The sequence below is a fragment of the Yersinia sp. SCPM-O-B-9106 (C-191) genome, from assembly GCF_026183365.1.
In the GTDB taxonomy this organism is placed as follows: Bacteria; Pseudomonadota; Gammaproteobacteria; order Enterobacterales; family Enterobacteriaceae; genus Yersinia; species Yersinia rochesterensis.
Genome location: NZ_CP110791.1, coordinates 16,803 through 32,995 on the forward strand (window position 1 = coordinate 16,803; position 16,193 = coordinate 32,995).

Sequence of the window (16,193 nt, forward strand, 5' to 3'; positions counted from 1 at the left end):
AAATGAGATTCCACATGGCCGCCAGTTTTTAAACTTAGGCAAGGAAGTGATTTATGAGTGCTATCGCCCTTACCGTCAGTATGTTGGCGCTGGTCGCCGTATTGGGGTTATGGATCGGTAATTGGAAAATCTATGGTGTGGGGTTAGGTATCGGCGGGGTGTTATTTGGCGGCATTATCGTGGGCCATTTTGCACAAACTTATCAATTAGTTCTCAATGGGGACATGCTGCACTTCATTCAGGAATTTGGCCTGATTCTGTTTGTTTACACCATTGGTATTCAGGTGGGGCCGGGGTTCTTCTCCTCACTGCGGGTCTCGGGGTTGCGGCTTAACAGCTTTGCTATTCTGATGGTGATTGTCGGCGGGTTAGTGACCGCAATTATCCATAAATTATTTGCCGTGCCACTGCCTATCATTTTGGGCATATTTTCAGGTGCAGTCACCAACACCCCGGCTCTCGGGGCGGCGCAGCAAATCCTCACTGATTTAGGCTCGCCACCGCAATTGGTCAGCCAAATGGGGATGGGTTATGCCATGGCCTATCCATTCGGCATTTGCGGTATTTTGCTGGTGATGTGGCTGATTCGTTTATTCTTTAAAATCAATGTCGATCGCGAAGCAAAAGAGTTTGATAGTAGCCACGGGCAGAACCGCGAGTTGCTGCAAACTATGAATGTGGCGGTTCGTAACCCTAATCTGCATGGGCTATCCGTACAAGATGTGCCGCTGCTCAACAGTGATGAAGTGGTCTGTTCCCGCTTGAAACGCGGTGACTTACTGATGGTGCCGTTGTCGGCCACAGTGATTGAACTGGGCGATTATCTACATTTGGTCGGGCAGCGCGAAGCTTTGGAGAAAGTACGACTGGTGGTCGGGGAAGAGGTGGATGTCACCTTATCTACCGCCGGTACGGCATTGCAAACTGCCCGGGTGGTGGTGACCAATGAGGCGGTGCTGGGTAAAAAAATCCGCGACCTTAATCTGAAGCAGAAGTATGACGTGGCCATTACCCGCTTAAATCGTGCGGGTATTGAACTGGTTGCCAGTAATAGTGCCAGCCTGCAATTCGGCGACATTCTTAATCTGGTCGGCCGCCCGGAATCTATTGAGGCGGTATCTGCTGTCGTCGGTAATGCGCAACAGAAACTACAGCAAGTTCAGATGCTTCCGGTATTTATCGGTGTCGGTCTGGGGGTGTTGTTAGGATCAATTCCGCTCTTTATTCCGGGGTTCCCTGCGGCTTTACGTCTGGGTTTGGCGGGTGGCCCGCTGGTTGTCGCACTTATTTTGGGGCGTATTGGCAGCATCGGAAAACTGTATTGGTTTATGCCGCCGAGTGCCAACCTGGCACTGCGTGAACTGGGAATTGTATTGTTCTTGTCAGTGGTCGGGCTGAAGTCAGGCGGTGATTTTATCAATACTTTGGTGAATGGTGATGGGCTGGCGTGGATTGGCTACGGGGCGATGATTACCGGGATTCCATTACTAACGGTGGGGATTTTAGCGCGTATGTTGGCTAAGATGAACTACCTGACATTGTGCGGCATGTTAGCCGGTTCAATGACCGATCCACCGGCGCTGGCTTTTGCCAATGGTCTGCATCCGACCAGTGGTGCAGCGGCACTGTCTTATGCAACAGTTTACCCGCTGGCGATGTTCTTACGAATCATGTCGCCGCAGATATTGGCCGTATTGTTTTGGACAACTATGTGACGCTAATGACCTTGGGTTAGATAGTGACGTTGGGTTAGATAATAACTTTTAGATGGTTTTAAAATAAAACTGAGGGCCGCCGAATAAGCGGCCCTTAGCTATTTATTCTCAGCCAATCACTTTGCTTCCTGAAACGCCCGCTCAACCTCTTCGGCCAGAATTGCCACACCCTTTTCGATATCTTCCGGTGCTGGAACATAATTCATCCGCATGCATTGATGGGTATGCGGCCAATCATATTCCAGACCGGGGAAGAAATAGTGGCCCGGCACCATCAACACACCGCGCTTTTTCAGGCGCTGATACAGTAGTTCAGTGCTGATCGGCAAATCTTTAAACCACAGCCAGAGGAATATCGCCCCTTCCGGTTTGTGGATCAAGCAGCGCTCCGGCGGTAAGTATTTGCGCAGGATAGCAATAGTTTGCTGTACCCGCTCAAAATAGAATGGCCGGATGACCTCTTTGGATAAACGCAGCAAATCCCCGCGCGCAATCATTTCGGCAGCAATAGCTGGCCCCATGCTGCCCGGTGACAGGCTGATAATGCCATTCATATTGGTGAGCGCCGAAATGACTTTCTCATCGGCAATCACAATCCCGCAGCGCGAACCCGGCAGGCCCAGCTTCGACAAACTCATGCACAGAATGATATTCGGGTTCCACAGTGGGGTCGCATCGGTAAAGATAATGCCGGGGAATGGCACGCCATAAGCGTTATCAATCAATAACGGAATACCACGTTGCTGAGCAATAGCATCAAGGCCGATTAACTCATCGTCAGTAATCACATTCCCGGTCGGGTTGGTGGGCCGCGAGACGCATATCAGGCCAATATCATCAGTAATATTGAGATGCTCAAAATCGACGTGATATTTGAATTGCCCTTCGGGCAGTAGCTCAATATTGGGCTTGGCGGAGACGAATAAATCTTCGTCGAGGCCCGCGTCGGCATATCCGAGATACTCTGGTGCCAGTGGGAATAATACCCGCCGACGGGTGCCATCGGCATAGCGGCCAGCGAAGAGATTAAATAAGTAGAAAAACGCGCTTTGACTGCCATTTGTCAGTGCAATGTTCTGTGGCTCAATTTGCCAACCCAGCTCATCTTGCAGCATTGTTGCCAATGCTTTCAGCAGTAAATCTTTGCCTTGTGGCCCATCGTAATTGCACAACGCCTCGGTCAGCTTCCCGCTTTCCAGCATGTCCTGACAAAGTTGCTGAAAGTAAGCATCCATTTCAGGAATATGTGCCGGATTACCGCCGCCAAGCATGATAGAACCTGGGGTTCTCAGGCCGTCGTTGAGGTCGTCCATCAATCTGGTAATGCCCGCGTAGCGGGTGAATTTGTCGCCGAAAAGTGAAAACTTCATAAATGAAAATTTATTGTTATCCGTAAGTGAACAACTACCATACTCGCAGATAAAAACGGACGCAATGCGGAAAGGTTTCTTCCTACCGCGCGAAAATATCGGTAGGAAGTGTTATTTCGAAATAATATACTTAATTACTCTTTTTTGTCGCCAACCCAAACGACCAAGACTTTATCACCTTGATGTTGGCGGCTAAAAGCATAGTAATCAGAAGTTTGTTGAGATTGCTGCACACCAGCACCAATGGCCGGATGGCGAGCGCGGAACTGACTGACTTTTTGCCAATGCGCCAACAGCGCGCCTTTTTCACCCGTCAGTTCATCCCAGTTCATATCTGATCGGGTTCCCTGCAATGGGTCTGAGCCGGTGGGGCCAAATTCTCGCCCGCTTTCATCACCATAGAAAATTTGCACCGCCCCTGGAGCCAGCAGCAGCAGGTCGCCCGCGCGTTGCTGTTTCACCAATGACTGTTGCGCGTCATCTTTAAAAAATAGCCGGGTATCATGGGATGAAATATAACTCAACACATTGAAACCTTGCAGTTTATCAGCCATTTGCTGATAGGTGCCGTCAATCGATGAGAAGCACGCCAGCGCTTGTTTAGCTTGATCCTGAAAATCAAAGTTAATCATGGCATCGAAGCCATTTTGGTAATAATCACTTTTCATCACCCCGTGGCCCCAAGCTTCTCCCGTCATCCAGAATGGCAAGTCATCCAGTGCTTGGTCAGGGTGAGCCGCTTTCCACTCGGCCAGAGCCGCCGCGCTTTGCAGCTTTAGTTGTTGCCAGGCGGGTTTCTCGACATGCTTGGCGGTGTCTACACGAAAACCGTCGATACCATAATCGCGAACCCATTGGCTCAACCAATGAGTTAGATAATCACGTGGAGTGGCACCAGCCATTTCCCGCGCGGCAGTATCCGGTTTATGGCGGTAAAACACCGGCAAGCCACTCGCTTGAGTGGATTCTGTTTTGATGTCCGGCAGAAAAGCCAGCGACATGGTCAGATCGTCATAACCGGGGGAGTCATAATCGCCAATATCAGTGCGGATCCACTTCTTGCCCCACCAGTTATCCCAGGCGGATTTATCACTGAAATTAATATAATCGTTAAAACTATGCCAGTTTTGCCCTTTGCCAGGAGTCCAGTCAGTCCAGTTTTTGCCCAGTGTTTTTTCTAACGAATCGCCTTGCAGATACAGCGAGCCGAATTGGTAGCTTTGCATATCTGCCAGAGTGGCATATCCCACATGATTCATTACTACATCAAATAGAATACGGATGCCGCGTTTATGGGCTTGCTCAACCAGTTTATGCAAATCTTGTTCGGTACCCATATTGGCATCTAAACGTGACCAATCCAGGCCGTAATAACCATGATAAGCATAATGTGGGAAATCACCTTTGGTACCGCCGCCGACCCAGCCGTGGATTTGCTCTAGCGGGGAGGTTATCCACAGTGCGTTGACTCCAAGCTGTTGGAGATAATCAAGTTTTTCTGTTAATCCGGCCAAATCTCCGCCGTGGAAAGTGCCGATTTCCTCCATGCCATCGCCATGGCGGCCATAGCTATGGTCATTGTCGGGGTTGCCGTTTTTAAAGCGGTCAGTCAGGGCGAAATAGACGGTGGCATTTTGCCAACTAAATGGCGCGGCTTGCTGGGTTTGGGCTGATTCCAATAACAATAAGCCCCCGCTCTCGGGAGTGGGTTGCAGCGTAATTTTACCGAGGGAGACTTTCGCCGTTTGCCCGGAGTAGAAATCCCGCACCATTTCCCCCTCAGAGAAGGTTTTGCTGACATCAATTGTCACCGGTTTGCCGTCCCAGCGCTGACAACTGTGTGTTACGACTTTGACGGTTTCCGCCACCGGTTCTTTGATGCTCAAAGTGAGTGTGGGGGTGCCGCTGCGGGTATCAATCCGCACCTGATATTGGCCATCGCGGAACAGCTTCCACTGGATATCGGCCTGATTTTGGCAAGGTTGCAGCGAAAATGTCTGATTCAATTTTACTGGGCCGGTGGGCTGCCAGCACTGTTTATCTTGATGAAATTTAAGGGTGTATTCCCCTTTTGTTAGGGCGCTGCTACTCAGGAAAACGCCACTGTCTTGTTCAGTAAAAGCCGGGAAATGGGGCAGTGACCAGTTCGCCATCACTGCTGGTGACAAAACCAGAAGCAGAGGGAAAGTAAGATATTTCATCGCGCGTCTTCCTTGGGTCTGAGAAACGTATAAATCTTTATGAATATCAGAGTGCCAGACGGCGAAGAAATAGCCTCATCCTCTAGGGATTATTGTAGGGAGGAGGGCGATGGAGGAGGGGGATTTGGCACTTTGGATTGCCTGTTTTTTCGTCTATACTACAATGTATACATTGTAATTCTCTAGGTGGAGAGAAAAAATGAGTGTTATATCAGTGAGAATATCTGATGAGCTTGCTAACCAATTGTCGTTATTGGTAGAGGCTACCGGGCGTACCAAGTCTTATTTGGCTGGACAAGCAATTCAGGATTTTCTGGATCGTGAGGCATGGCAAATTACAGAGATAAAACAAGCCATTATAGAAGCTGATCAGCAAGATTTTGTCTCTGAAAATGAGATGAGTACACTGTTTAAAAAAATGGGTGTGTTCGTTCAGGATAAGGATAAATAATGAATGTGAAATGGCTAAGGAAAGCTGCTGCAAACTTACAACGCGAGTATCAGAGGTTATATGAGAGAAACCCTATCGCGGCGCAAAATTTTGCCAATGAAGTCCATAAATTAACCTCATTATTAGCCACTCAACCTTCAATGGGGCGTGCAGGAAGAGTCATGGGCACACGAGAATTAGTTTTGCATAACTTCCCTTATTTGCTGCCTTATCGAGTCAAAAGTCAGGAAATCCAAATACTCCGTGTATTTCATACCTATCGAGAACCACCTAAAGTCAGAGGGTAGTTATCATTGGCCTGCAAGCAGACCAATCGAGTCGCTTATATTTTCTGCAATACCTGCGGATTGACGCAGTTTTCTGTGACAGTGCCGGTCAGTGCGGCAATCAGGTTATCCACCGCGCAGGCGGCCATGTTGTAGCGAGTTTCGTGGGTGGCGGAACCAATATGCGGCACGGCCACCACATTGCGTAATGTGAGTAATGGCGAATCCACCGGCAGAGGTTCTTGTTCAAATACATCCAAGCCCGCGCCATGAATAGTGCCATCTTGTAGGGCCGCAATCAGTGCTTTTTCATCCACGACTGGCCCACGGCCTGCATTGATCAAAATGGCGCTGGATTTCATTTTAGCCAGCTGTTCACGGCCAATCATATGATAAGTCTGCTCGGTCATCGGCAGGGTAATGCAGAGGAAATCGACCTCAGCCAGCAATGTATCGAGTGAGCAGCGGCGAGCACCAAAGCGCTTTTCCGCTTCTTCATGTGGGCGACGGCTGGTGTACAGCACCGGCATGCTGAAACCAAAATGTGCCCGTTGGGCTAGCGCCATGCCAATCCGGCCCATGCCGAGAATGCCAATAGTTTTATGATGAACATCGACGCCAAACCAATCATCACCAATGCTGTCTTGCCACTCACCGGCTTTCACGCGCTCAGCCAACTCGACAACCCGACGAGCAGTGGAAAGCACCAGCGTCATCATGGTGTCGGCCACTGTTTCAGTCAAAACGGTCGGCGTGTGCATTAATACAATTCCGCGCTGGTTCAGCGCATCGACATCAAAATTGTCATAACCGACAGAAATGGTTGAAGCAGCGCGCAGCCGAGGTGCTAATTGCAAGAAAGTCTGATCAATTTTACCGCCGGAACCGATAAGTCCTTCCGCCTGTTGCAGCGCAGCCAATAGCTCAGGCTGATTATCTGAAGATAAACCCTCAAAACTGTTTACGGTAAAATGTTGTTCTAAACGCTGATGTAGGTCAGCGGGAATACTTTTGTACAGCACAATAGACGGCTTCATCGCAACCTCCAATGACTTTGGGTCAATAGGATTAATATTAAGATTTAAAGCCAGAATAACAGCAAAGAGTGGTGCGGGATCAAGCGCTAATCGCCCTTATAATGTTACGAGCAATGAAAAAACCAACCTGTTTGAGCAGGTTGGCTCTCATCATTTATTATGCTTCGTGACTGGCGGTGCTTTTAACAGCAAAGCCGGGCAAGCGAATGGCGGCGCAGCGTAGCGCGGTGATAATCGCCAGTGCTGGGGCAATGGCATACAGCGTAAATAACCAATGAGCGGTGTTTTCGGCACCCGCGACCCCGCCGGGGAAATTAAGCCCCGAAAGGTTGGCTACCATTCCGGCTATTGCCGCCCCCACTGCGGTGGCAAACATCTGTACCGTGGTAATCGAGGCCCCGGCAATATCTTTATCTTCTTCAGCAGCCACTTGCAGAATGCGGGTCAGCAGGTGCGGCCAGCCAAAACCAATACCAAAGCCCACTAATGTCAGCGCGATGGCGATAGGGCCCATCTGCGCCCACCCGCCCAATGAGCTGACCGGCATCAGAATGGCGAGCGCAATTATCCCTACCAGCACAATAACTGGGCCGCTGATAATCGCCCAACGAACACCTGATTTCTTCCAGCCAGCACTCATGACTTCAGAAATTGTCCAGCCCGCTGCCATCGTGGCGGCGATATAGCCAGAAATCAGCGGTGATTGGCCGTGCAAGGTTTGTAAGAAATAAGGGACAAAAATCTCGCAGGTAATGCCGATCGCCAGTAAAGAAATGGTGATATAGAGCGCCGCCAAGGGGGAATTTAGGCGCAATGCACCTTTTGGCAGTAAGCGCGAAGTGGCGCGGGATTCAATGCGCAATAACAGCACTAACAGTAAAACCGCCAATCCGATTCCCAGCAGATTCGTCAGGCCGCTGCTAGCAATACTGCTGGCGGAAATCGTCAGGACAATTGCGGTTAATAGCACCAGCTGGGTTACTGGTAATGTCGAGGTGACGGCGGTGCTGGATCTCCCTTTCGGCAGGATGCGCCAGGTGAAAATAGCATAAATTAGGGTCACGGGCAGCAACGTCCAGAAGGCAAATCGCCAGGCGTTCAGTTCCGCGAAGATGCCGCCAATGGCGGGGCCAATCAGGGTTGCCACGCCCCACATCCCTGAAATCAGCGCCATAGCTCGCGGCCACAATGATTGTGGAAATACCAGATTGATCATGGCGTAAGAGAGTGCGAACAGAAAGCCGCCGCCCAAACCCTGCACCGTTCGGCCAACCAGCATCAGTGGCATATTGGGTGCCATCGCACACAAAGCACTGCCTAACATAAAGGTCAATGAAGCCAACAGATATGCACTGCGCGGGCCGTAGCCACTGAGCAATCGGGCTGATAGCGCTGAGCCGAGGATTGAGGCGGTGACGAACAGAGTTGTATTCCAGGCATAGAGACTCAGGCCATTAATCTCCAGAACCACGGACGGTAAAATAGTGGTGGCGATATAAATATTGATGGCGTGTAACACTACGCCGCCTGACAGGGCTATGGCAAAAGCCGCGTTCTTGCCGGAGAACAAATCACTCCAACGGCTTGCATCATTCATTATCACGTTTTCCATCCTGCCAGAAATCTGGTTGTTGAGTTGCTGTTGTTGTTACGACAAAGTGTTGTTACGATAAAGTTAAACAAGTAAATTCTTGGAATAATTTAGGCTGGGCACTGATAATAAGTCAAGCATAAGCTTGTAAAATGTTATACTGGCAATCATTCATTAAAATAGAAAGCGCACCCATGATAGCGGGGAAGATATGAATATCGACCATTCTACCAGTCAACCACAGTCTGTTGCTGAGCGTCTGTTGATGTTGCTGAAGACTCGTGGCCCCTTGCAAGCCACAGATGCGGGCAAGATCCTCGGCACCACGGGGGAAGCAGCCCGACAACAATTTGTAAAATTAGCCAAAGACGGGCTGGTTGTCGCCGTGGCGCAGGCCAAAGGCGTAGGGCGGCCTATCCAACTTTGGCAGCTTACTGAGGCCGGGAATGCCCGCTTTCCGGATGCTCACGGCGAGTTAACGGTGCAATTATTGCGGATGGTGCGCACCAAATTAGGCGAAGAAGCGCTTAATTTACTGATAGATACCCGTGAGCAGGAAACGCGCGAACTCTATTGCGAGGCGATGAAAGGGGCCAATAGTATTGATGACCGGGTGGAGCGGCTGGTGGCGATCCGCTCTCAGGAGGGGTACATGGCGGAGTGTCAAACTCAGGCCGATGGCTCAATATTGCTGATTGAAAATCACTGCCCAATTTGCGCGGCAGCCACCAGTTGTCAGGGTTTTTGCCGGGCAGAATTGGATGTGTTTCGTGAGGCGCTACAAGCACCGGTTGAGCGAACTGAGCATATCCTTTCTGGCTCCCGCCGCTGTGTCTATCGTGTCGTCACGGAATAAGTACGCATGACCCTGTGATGGAGTTAAAGCTCATCTTTACGAACAAAACCAATTTTGAGTTTCACTTTGGCTGAGGGTTGGGAAATAACATACGCACTCAGTGTTTTTTTCCCTTTTTCTTTAAGATATCGCGCTAACTCTCTTACCGCCGCAGTTCCTGCGCCTCGAACACTGCCATTTTGATCTGGAGTTAAGACATGTTGGGGGGCAGTTACCGAGAAATTGAGATAACTATCTTCACCATTCTCATTATTCTGCGATGCTAATACGCTAATTATTTTTCCTTTTAGCTTAACAATGACGAATTGATAATCGCTCGGGTTAGCAGATAAAAGCTCCGATAATATATAGCTTGTCACTCTCGCGGCATATATAGTTCTGTCTCGGCTGGTTAATGGCCTACCCGTATTATCCGCTTTATATCCGACCTGGCTATAAAGTGTCCGCCACGTATCAATAACTTCAAGTATTTCTTCAGTTAAATTAGTCGGAAGATGATGATCGCCACCAGGAATAACCATTACCTCAAAATAAAGGTTTTCTGGTGTAATCCATTGATTATCATCCATAATTAATGGTGTTGGACGTTCCTCTGGGTGAGTATATTGTTCTAAAAATAGAGTGTAATCCCCCATAGGCAAGTCTTGCGCGGCCAGAGGTGTGGCAAGACTTTCTTGTTCTTCATTTTGCATCAAATACTGAGTGTAATTGAGTACTGCGTCATTAAAAGCATCCTGCAACATCTCGGTCAATGGTTGAATACCCAGGTCGGATATTGCTTGTTGCACCCCCTCGACTAATTGGGACTCCGTTTCCTGATCAGAGCCAGCATAGCCAGTAGTACCCTGTTCATTAATCAGTTGTAATACATGGATTAAATGATCAGTGGTCCAATCCAATAAGCTTTCACCAAAGAGCAATGTAAAATCAGCCAGCAGCATGGAGAGTCTGGATCCACAGCGAATCCCTGTTTGGCGCGGATAGCGAGCGGCGATAATATTATCTATTGAGGTGTTACAGACTCTTGCTGCTGCGGGTAGCGTCAGTGCTTGGTTATGCAGGTGAGTATTGAGATGAGTTAATACCAATGTCGCGGGCGTGGGTTGTTCTAAGGGGGAGCCAGTACTCGGTTTTACAGGTGGCAGCGGAGTTGCCGGGCCGGCCACCACCAGTGTTTTCCCCTCGCCATCGTCATGAGAAAATTCATTCATGCCAACCAATCTATCAAGCTGATTACAGTGCCCATGAGTAACAAGGTTATAAATTGCCAGCACTGGAATACCTACACAGGCAGCAAGTCCCAATAACCCTCGTTTACTGCGTTGGGGGTGTTTGTTGAGTGCGATAATCGTTTTATTCAGTATTAATGGGGTGAGATGCTCAGACGAGCTATCCTCATCATCCGTGGGGATGCCATTACTGATATATAAAGTTGGCAATTTTTCATACGAATATTTTGCATTAATCCAAAATGGGGTATTAAGGGGTTCAGTCCCTTTAGCTGCCAGATATTGAAACTGTAAACTATTTTCATTTAATTTAAATAAGAGAGATAAATTATCAGTATTTTCTCTAAGCCTCATATTGAGGGGCTTGTTGTGTGCTGTAGTATAAAAAAACAGATCATTGCCAATAACTAGGGCCAAAGGGTAGTCAATAAATCCTACGAAAAAGTCACTGTCTTTATTTACTTCAAAATTCATTAATATAAGTTTATTAGTGTTGTGTTTAATCCCGTGATATTTGTTAAACACTTCCTCTAATTCTATTTTTTGTTCTGTTAGGATAACGCAGTTTTCATCGCAAAAACCAGGCGATTGGGCCGTGATAACAGCACTAATTTCACCTGACATATCTATTTTTTTTAACTCACTTAAATTAATAGACTCCATTAGTTTATAACTCGGTTGATTATAATTATCATTTTTATAAATAGTAACATGCACATCTTCAGGAATTTTAATAGAAGATATATTATCATTGAAGTGATGATCTTTAGTATTATAAAAATCCATCATCATAGGTGGCGTCAGGCAAACGGATTCTCCTTGAAAGTTATCTTCGGTGTAGAAACAAGCCGGAGCATATTTTTTTGCTGTAAAATATAATGGCTTACCTATTGGTTCATGAATATGTTCTTCATTGGACTTAACATCCCCGATAAAAGTGATAGATAATAAAAATAGAAATAATAGTTTATTCATACTGGTTCCTTTTTCTGTTATTCGTTTATTTATCAATGTTCCTTGGCTACATAAATATTATTGCTGGGAAACGTGTTACTTATAGGTGTTATTTTTTTTGTGGTATTTCACTGGCAGTATCACAATAAATGGAATGGCTAGCTTCCCGAGATAATTAACTTATATAGATTATTTCTCCATTGTTTAAGCCTATGGCGTTCGATCAAAATATGAGGATATAGAGTTTGTTTTTATTATCAGGGTATTTATAATTCTATGGAGTGGAAACCTAGCTTACTTTTCACCATCGCCGAGGGCTGTGATAGTACATCGCTAATAATTTTTTTGCGTCCTTTGGCCTGCATATAACGGGCCATTTCTCTGACAGCGGCAGTCCCTGCGCCTCTAATGGTACCCTCTGCATTCGGTCTCAGCACATAATCAGGGTGAGTCAGTGAGGCAGTAATTTCAGCATTATCAGAGTTATGAATACTGTCAGATTGTAAAATACTGACTATCTCACCATTTAAGCGAACAATAAAAAACTGATCAGTACCCAAACCTAAATAATAAGTTAACCCACTGGCGATGGTGTGACTTAATATCTGCCCTGCCTCAATTATTGCACTTTCAGGCGTTAATTCACCGTTTGCTCCATCGCGTTCTATAATCTGATTACTGTATTTTTCTTTCCATTGATTAATAACAGTTAATACCGCATCTCTGACCGATTGTGTTTCTTCTCGCGAGCCATCAATAACGTCTACTTCGAAATGGTGAGTAGATGCTACCCACTGATTATTGTGTAAAACTCTTACCTGAGTATCCTGAAAGTTATAAGACAGTAAATCCAGTTCATAATAACCGAGGGGTAATTCTTGTACTGCTTGAGGGGGCAATAAAGGTTGGGCATTAGCCCCCACTGCATGGGTTAAATAATTAGCATAATTTTGTTGTGAATATTCAAAGGCTCGAGCCAGGGTATTTTGTACCTCAACCTGTCCTAACTCTCTAACTTGAGTGGTAATACTATGAATCAACCGTTGTTCGGTATCATGGTGGTGATATTCAGGTAGCGCTTCATCGTCAATATTAATACGTTGATGGGTAATAATGTTATTTATTAGAGTATGTAAATAATCGCCAGACCAAGTGTGTAGATTATAACCAAAAAGTAAGGTGAAATCGGCCAATGACTGTGATACCCATTGGGGGCAGGGGTGCATCGGTTGACGGGGATAGCGCTCATGAATAATCGCAGCTAATGTTGTACCACAATAGCGTGCGGTGGCCGGCAAGGTCAGCCCCTCTTCTTTTATATTGGTATCAATGTGGTCGAGGATCTGGGTTCCAGGCGCTATTTCGGATAATGGAGGAATATTGACGTCAGCTGCTAAAGGCAGCATGTCAGCATGGCCAGCAATTTTAATGCTGTCACCATGAAATAAATCTTTAAGCTTATGGGTAAGTTTATCTAATTGGTTGCAGCGCCCTTGTACCACATAATTGTAAATGGCTAATGCCGGGATACCCCAACAAGCAAGCTTACTGATAAGGTCTCGTTTCACTCTGGTATTGTTGGTATTAGCAGTCATAGTTATATTGCGTAATATTTGCGGGGTATCGCTAAAATTTAAAATAGACAATTGAGTAGATGACCATCCAGTAAATGGCCAGTGGAAATCTATCATGGGTGAACTATTGGTCATGTTCGTGCCAATAGACTCAATATATTGAGTGCTGAAGACATTATTTTCAATTTTAAACAGTAATGATAAATCTTGGGTTTTATCTTTCAGGTAAAAGCTGAAGGTTTTATTTGGTGCTGAAATAGTCAGTTTCTTATTTTCTAGCATAAAGTAAAAATAGCCTTTTATGTCAATGAATAGGTCTGTTTGATTGTTAATCAAAAAGTTTAATAGTATTTGTTTATTTGGCTTGTCTGATAGATTCCAATAGTTTTTAAAAATATCGCTAAGAGATAAATTAAACCCTTCTAAAATAACACAGTTATGAATACAAGGAAGTACCCCGCTATTTTCTATACTGATACCGCTGATTTCTTTATGCATCCCGATACTTTTTAGTTGCTCTCCATTTATAGTTTCCATAAGCGTGTAATAAGGGGGGTTATAATGATCGTTTTTATAAATAGTGGTGGATAAATTTTTAGGAATTGTAATTGAAGATATCTGATCATTGAAGTAATTATCTTTAGCGTTATAGAGATCTATTTTTTTAGATCCATTCAGGCAAATAGCTTCACCTTGATAGTTATCTTCTGAGTAGAAACAGGTGGCTTCAATTTCTTGAACTTTCTCTTCATAAGGAAAAGAATAGTTTTTTGATTCATCAGGTAAAACTCCATTTGATTTAGCACTCCCTGAAATTATTACAATAAACAAAGGTAAGAATAATAATTTTTTCATGCCAGATCCTTAATAAAGTCTACTGTTTTTTAAAGTTCATCATGCTCAAAGCCCAGCTTTTTTTTCACTCTGGCGGAGGGATGGGAAAGTACATCAGAGTGGATAAATTTAACGCCTTTATTTTTAAGGTGACGAGCTAATCCATGAACTGCGGCAGTGCCGGCTCCTCGAATACTGCCGTCAGAATCTGCATCTATGATATATTTTGGCACGGTGAGAAAGTTTGCCAGATAATAATGTCCTTCTTGTGGCTCATCGTTAATATAATATTTTACCGCCTCTAACATGTGGATAATTTCTCCATTGATTTTCACAATGACAAATAAATAACCCGGTGTATTTTCTTCCAAGTGAATTTTCAATGAATTGCTCGTAATGCGTGCAGCGTAAATGATTCTATCTGCGGCGGTAACCGGGACTCTGATTTCTTTATGAGTTTCTTGGTCTTTTGTTAACATCGTGCCATAGGTCAGGGTGTAATATTTTTCGAACCATTCATTAATAACCTCCAGAGAGGCGGCGCGCAGCTCCCTCTCTTCTTCTTGATGTTCTCCCGAGATGATTTCTATCTGAAAAGCCAATGAATCCGATGCTTCCAATTCACCATTTCTACGAATACGCACTGGGATGGGGTCAGTAATGGGAGTATAGGCATCAAGAGATAGTACATAATGACCTAAAGGGAGATTTTGGACCGCCGAGGGCAGGGTATCTTCGCCATTTGTTTGCAAGTAATAGTGGGCAAGTTCCCTTTCTGCATAATGAAATGAGCGAGTAATTTGATTGATAGCCTCTACCCGGCCAAGCTCTCTCACGCCCCTTCTTATTCCTTGCATCAATCGTAGCTCCGTCCCTGTATCAAGGACTGCATACCCGGTGCTATCCGCATCAATTGCGCTGTCCAATACCTGGCGTAAGCGCTCGGCCGACCAGTCACGTAAACTATTCCCAAACAATAAGGTAAAATCAGCCAGCAAACGTGATAGCCAGGAACCACAGGCTGGCCCATCTAACTGGCGAGGAAAACGACTGCTAACTAAATTTTCCAGCGGAATGTTGCAGGCTTTCGCCACGGCGGGCAGGGTTAAGCTCTGTTGGTACAATGAAGGGAGGTCGATATGGGTTAATGCCCATATTTCAGATTGTTTTTCTGCTTCTTCAGATGCCGTTGGGCGCGGTTTTAAGACTGTAGCCGAACCGGCAACCAACCGCATTTTTGCTTTATCGTTACCGCTGAAAAATGACTTAATGCTGGCCCAGGCCGACTCCACCTGATCACAACGCCCATGCACCACTACATTGTAAAGGGCCAAAGGGCCGGACAACAGACAGCCCATAACTCCCACCGCCCCCCGTTTGGTGCGGTGGTTATCACTCATGGTGGCCATCAGATAGCGATTCATAACTAAGGGGCCGTTGAGGAGATTGTTATAAATAGCCAAGTCGGGGAAAACAGTGGGATTATTTGTCCGTTCGGCGTTAAAAATAAGAGTGGGAGATAGATAGCCCTGTTTAGCAGAATTACTTTCCAGGTAATTTATTGCTAACCTTCCATTTGAAATCTCGAAAATAAATGCAATGGCCGTGGTATCTGGATGAAGTTTATAATTAATTTGCTGACTGTTTATGTCAGAGGCCAGAATATACATCTCATCTTCATCAATAGTAATGTCGACGTTATCTTCCAGGTTTATGTTAAATGTAGAATGAAGATTTAATTCAAAATTAAATAACGCCACTTTATTTTGACGTTCTTGATCAGTAACAGTGGAAAATAGATCGTTCAAAGGAATAATCATTTTACTTGATATTATGCAGTTTATTTCACAGACCCAAGAATTATTATTTTCTGTAATAATTTCTATTTTATTATCTTTGATATCTGAATTGATATTATCTTCTTGATAGAAATGGGTTTTTTCATCAATTAAATCATGATGGCACTCAGTGTTATTTTGCATTGGAGAAGTGGCATAATCAAAAGATATCTCCAACCCAGAGTAAACTAGTGGAGGTAACAATATACAGAGTGAAAATAACAAATTATGTTTTTTATGCATAATAACTCCGTGTCATTCTTGTGTTATATTATTA

11 protein-coding genes are annotated in these 16,193 nt (G+C 45.6%); 4 read left to right on the plus strand and 7 right to left on the minus strand.

From position 1 onward, the window contains the following. Nucleotides 1–53: 53 nt before the first annotated feature. Nucleotides 54–1,715: a putative transporter gene (locus tag OP863_RS00080; protein WP_145589388.1), complete on the plus strand. Its 1,662-nt coding sequence runs from the start codon at nt 54–56 to the stop codon at nt 1,713–1,715. Nucleotides 1,716–1,831: 116 nt separating this feature from the next. Here OP863_RS00080 and OP863_RS00085 read toward each other — a convergent pair whose 3' ends face one another. Next, a complete protein-coding gene (locus tag OP863_RS00085; protein WP_145591990.1) occupies nt 1,832–3,085 on the minus strand; it encodes a valine--pyruvate transaminase in 1,254 nt (417 codons plus the stop codon). Nucleotides 3,086–3,219: 134 nt separating this feature from the next. After that, a complete protein-coding gene (locus tag OP863_RS00090; RefSeq protein ID WP_265525744.1) occupies nt 3,220–5,286 on the minus strand; it encodes an alpha-amylase in 2,067 nt (688 codons plus the stop codon). A gap of 199 nt (nt 5,287–5,485) precedes the next feature. Here OP863_RS00090 and OP863_RS00095 point away from each other — a divergent pair, with 199 nt between their 5' ends. Together OP863_RS00095 and OP863_RS00100 are read left to right on the plus strand one after the other, a co-directional pair. Next, entirely contained in the window at nt 5,486–5,737 is a 252-nt protein-coding gene (locus OP863_RS00095) for a CopG family ribbon-helix-helix protein (RefSeq protein WP_145591988.1), read from the plus strand. After that, complete coding sequence (locus OP863_RS00100) at nt 5,737–6,024, plus strand: type II toxin-antitoxin system RelE/ParE family toxin (protein ID WP_145589392.1); 288 nt, start codon at nt 5,737–5,739, stop codon at nt 6,022–6,024. Before OP863_RS00095 ends, OP863_RS00100 begins: the two co-directional genes overlap by 1 nt. Before the next feature lie 35 nt (nt 6,025–6,059). Here OP863_RS00100 and ghrB read toward each other — a convergent pair whose 3' ends face one another. Next, on the minus strand, nt 6,060–7,040 hold the full coding sequence (gene ghrB, locus OP863_RS00105) for a glyoxylate/hydroxypyruvate reductase GhrB (protein WP_050291893.1): 981 nt from the start codon (nt 7,038–7,040) through the stop codon (nt 6,060–6,062). 157 nt (nt 7,041–7,197) lie between these two features. Continuing rightward, entirely contained in the window at nt 7,198–8,637 is a 1,440-nt protein-coding gene (locus OP863_RS00110) for an MFS transporter (protein WP_038637624.1), read from the minus strand. Nucleotides 8,638–8,842: 205 nt separating this feature from the next. On the opposite strand from OP863_RS00110, the gene OP863_RS00115 reads away from it, so the two are divergent. Beyond that, nucleotides 8,843–9,487 carry a helix-turn-helix transcriptional regulator gene (locus OP863_RS00115; RefSeq protein ID WP_265525745.1) on the plus strand — a complete coding sequence of 215 codons (645 nt, stop codon included), beginning with the start codon at nt 8,843–8,845 and terminating at the stop codon, nt 9,485–9,487. Nucleotides 9,488–9,510: 23 nt separating this feature from the next. Here OP863_RS00115 and OP863_RS00120 read toward each other — a convergent pair whose 3' ends face one another. The 3 genes from OP863_RS00120 to OP863_RS00130 all read right to left on the minus strand — a co-directional run bounded on the left by OP863_RS00120 (nt 9,511) and on the right by OP863_RS00130 (nt 16,159). After that, nucleotides 9,511–11,691 carry a peptidase inhibitor family I36 protein gene (locus tag OP863_RS00120; protein ID WP_265525746.1) on the minus strand — a complete coding sequence of 727 codons (2,181 nt, stop codon included), beginning with the start codon at nt 11,689–11,691 and terminating at the stop codon, nt 9,511–9,513. A gap of 245 nt (nt 11,692–11,936) precedes the next feature. Further along, nucleotides 11,937–14,099 (minus strand): peptidase inhibitor family I36 protein, encoded by a 2,163-nt coding sequence (locus OP863_RS00125; protein WP_145591004.1) that lies wholly within the window; start codon nt 14,097–14,099, stop codon nt 11,937–11,939. A 29-nt stretch (nt 14,100–14,128) separates the two neighbouring features. Further along, nucleotides 14,129–16,159 (minus strand): hypothetical protein, encoded by a 2,031-nt coding sequence (locus OP863_RS00130; RefSeq protein ID WP_265525747.1) that lies wholly within the window; start codon nt 16,157–16,159, stop codon nt 14,129–14,131. Nucleotides 16,160–16,193: the final 34 nt, after the last annotated feature.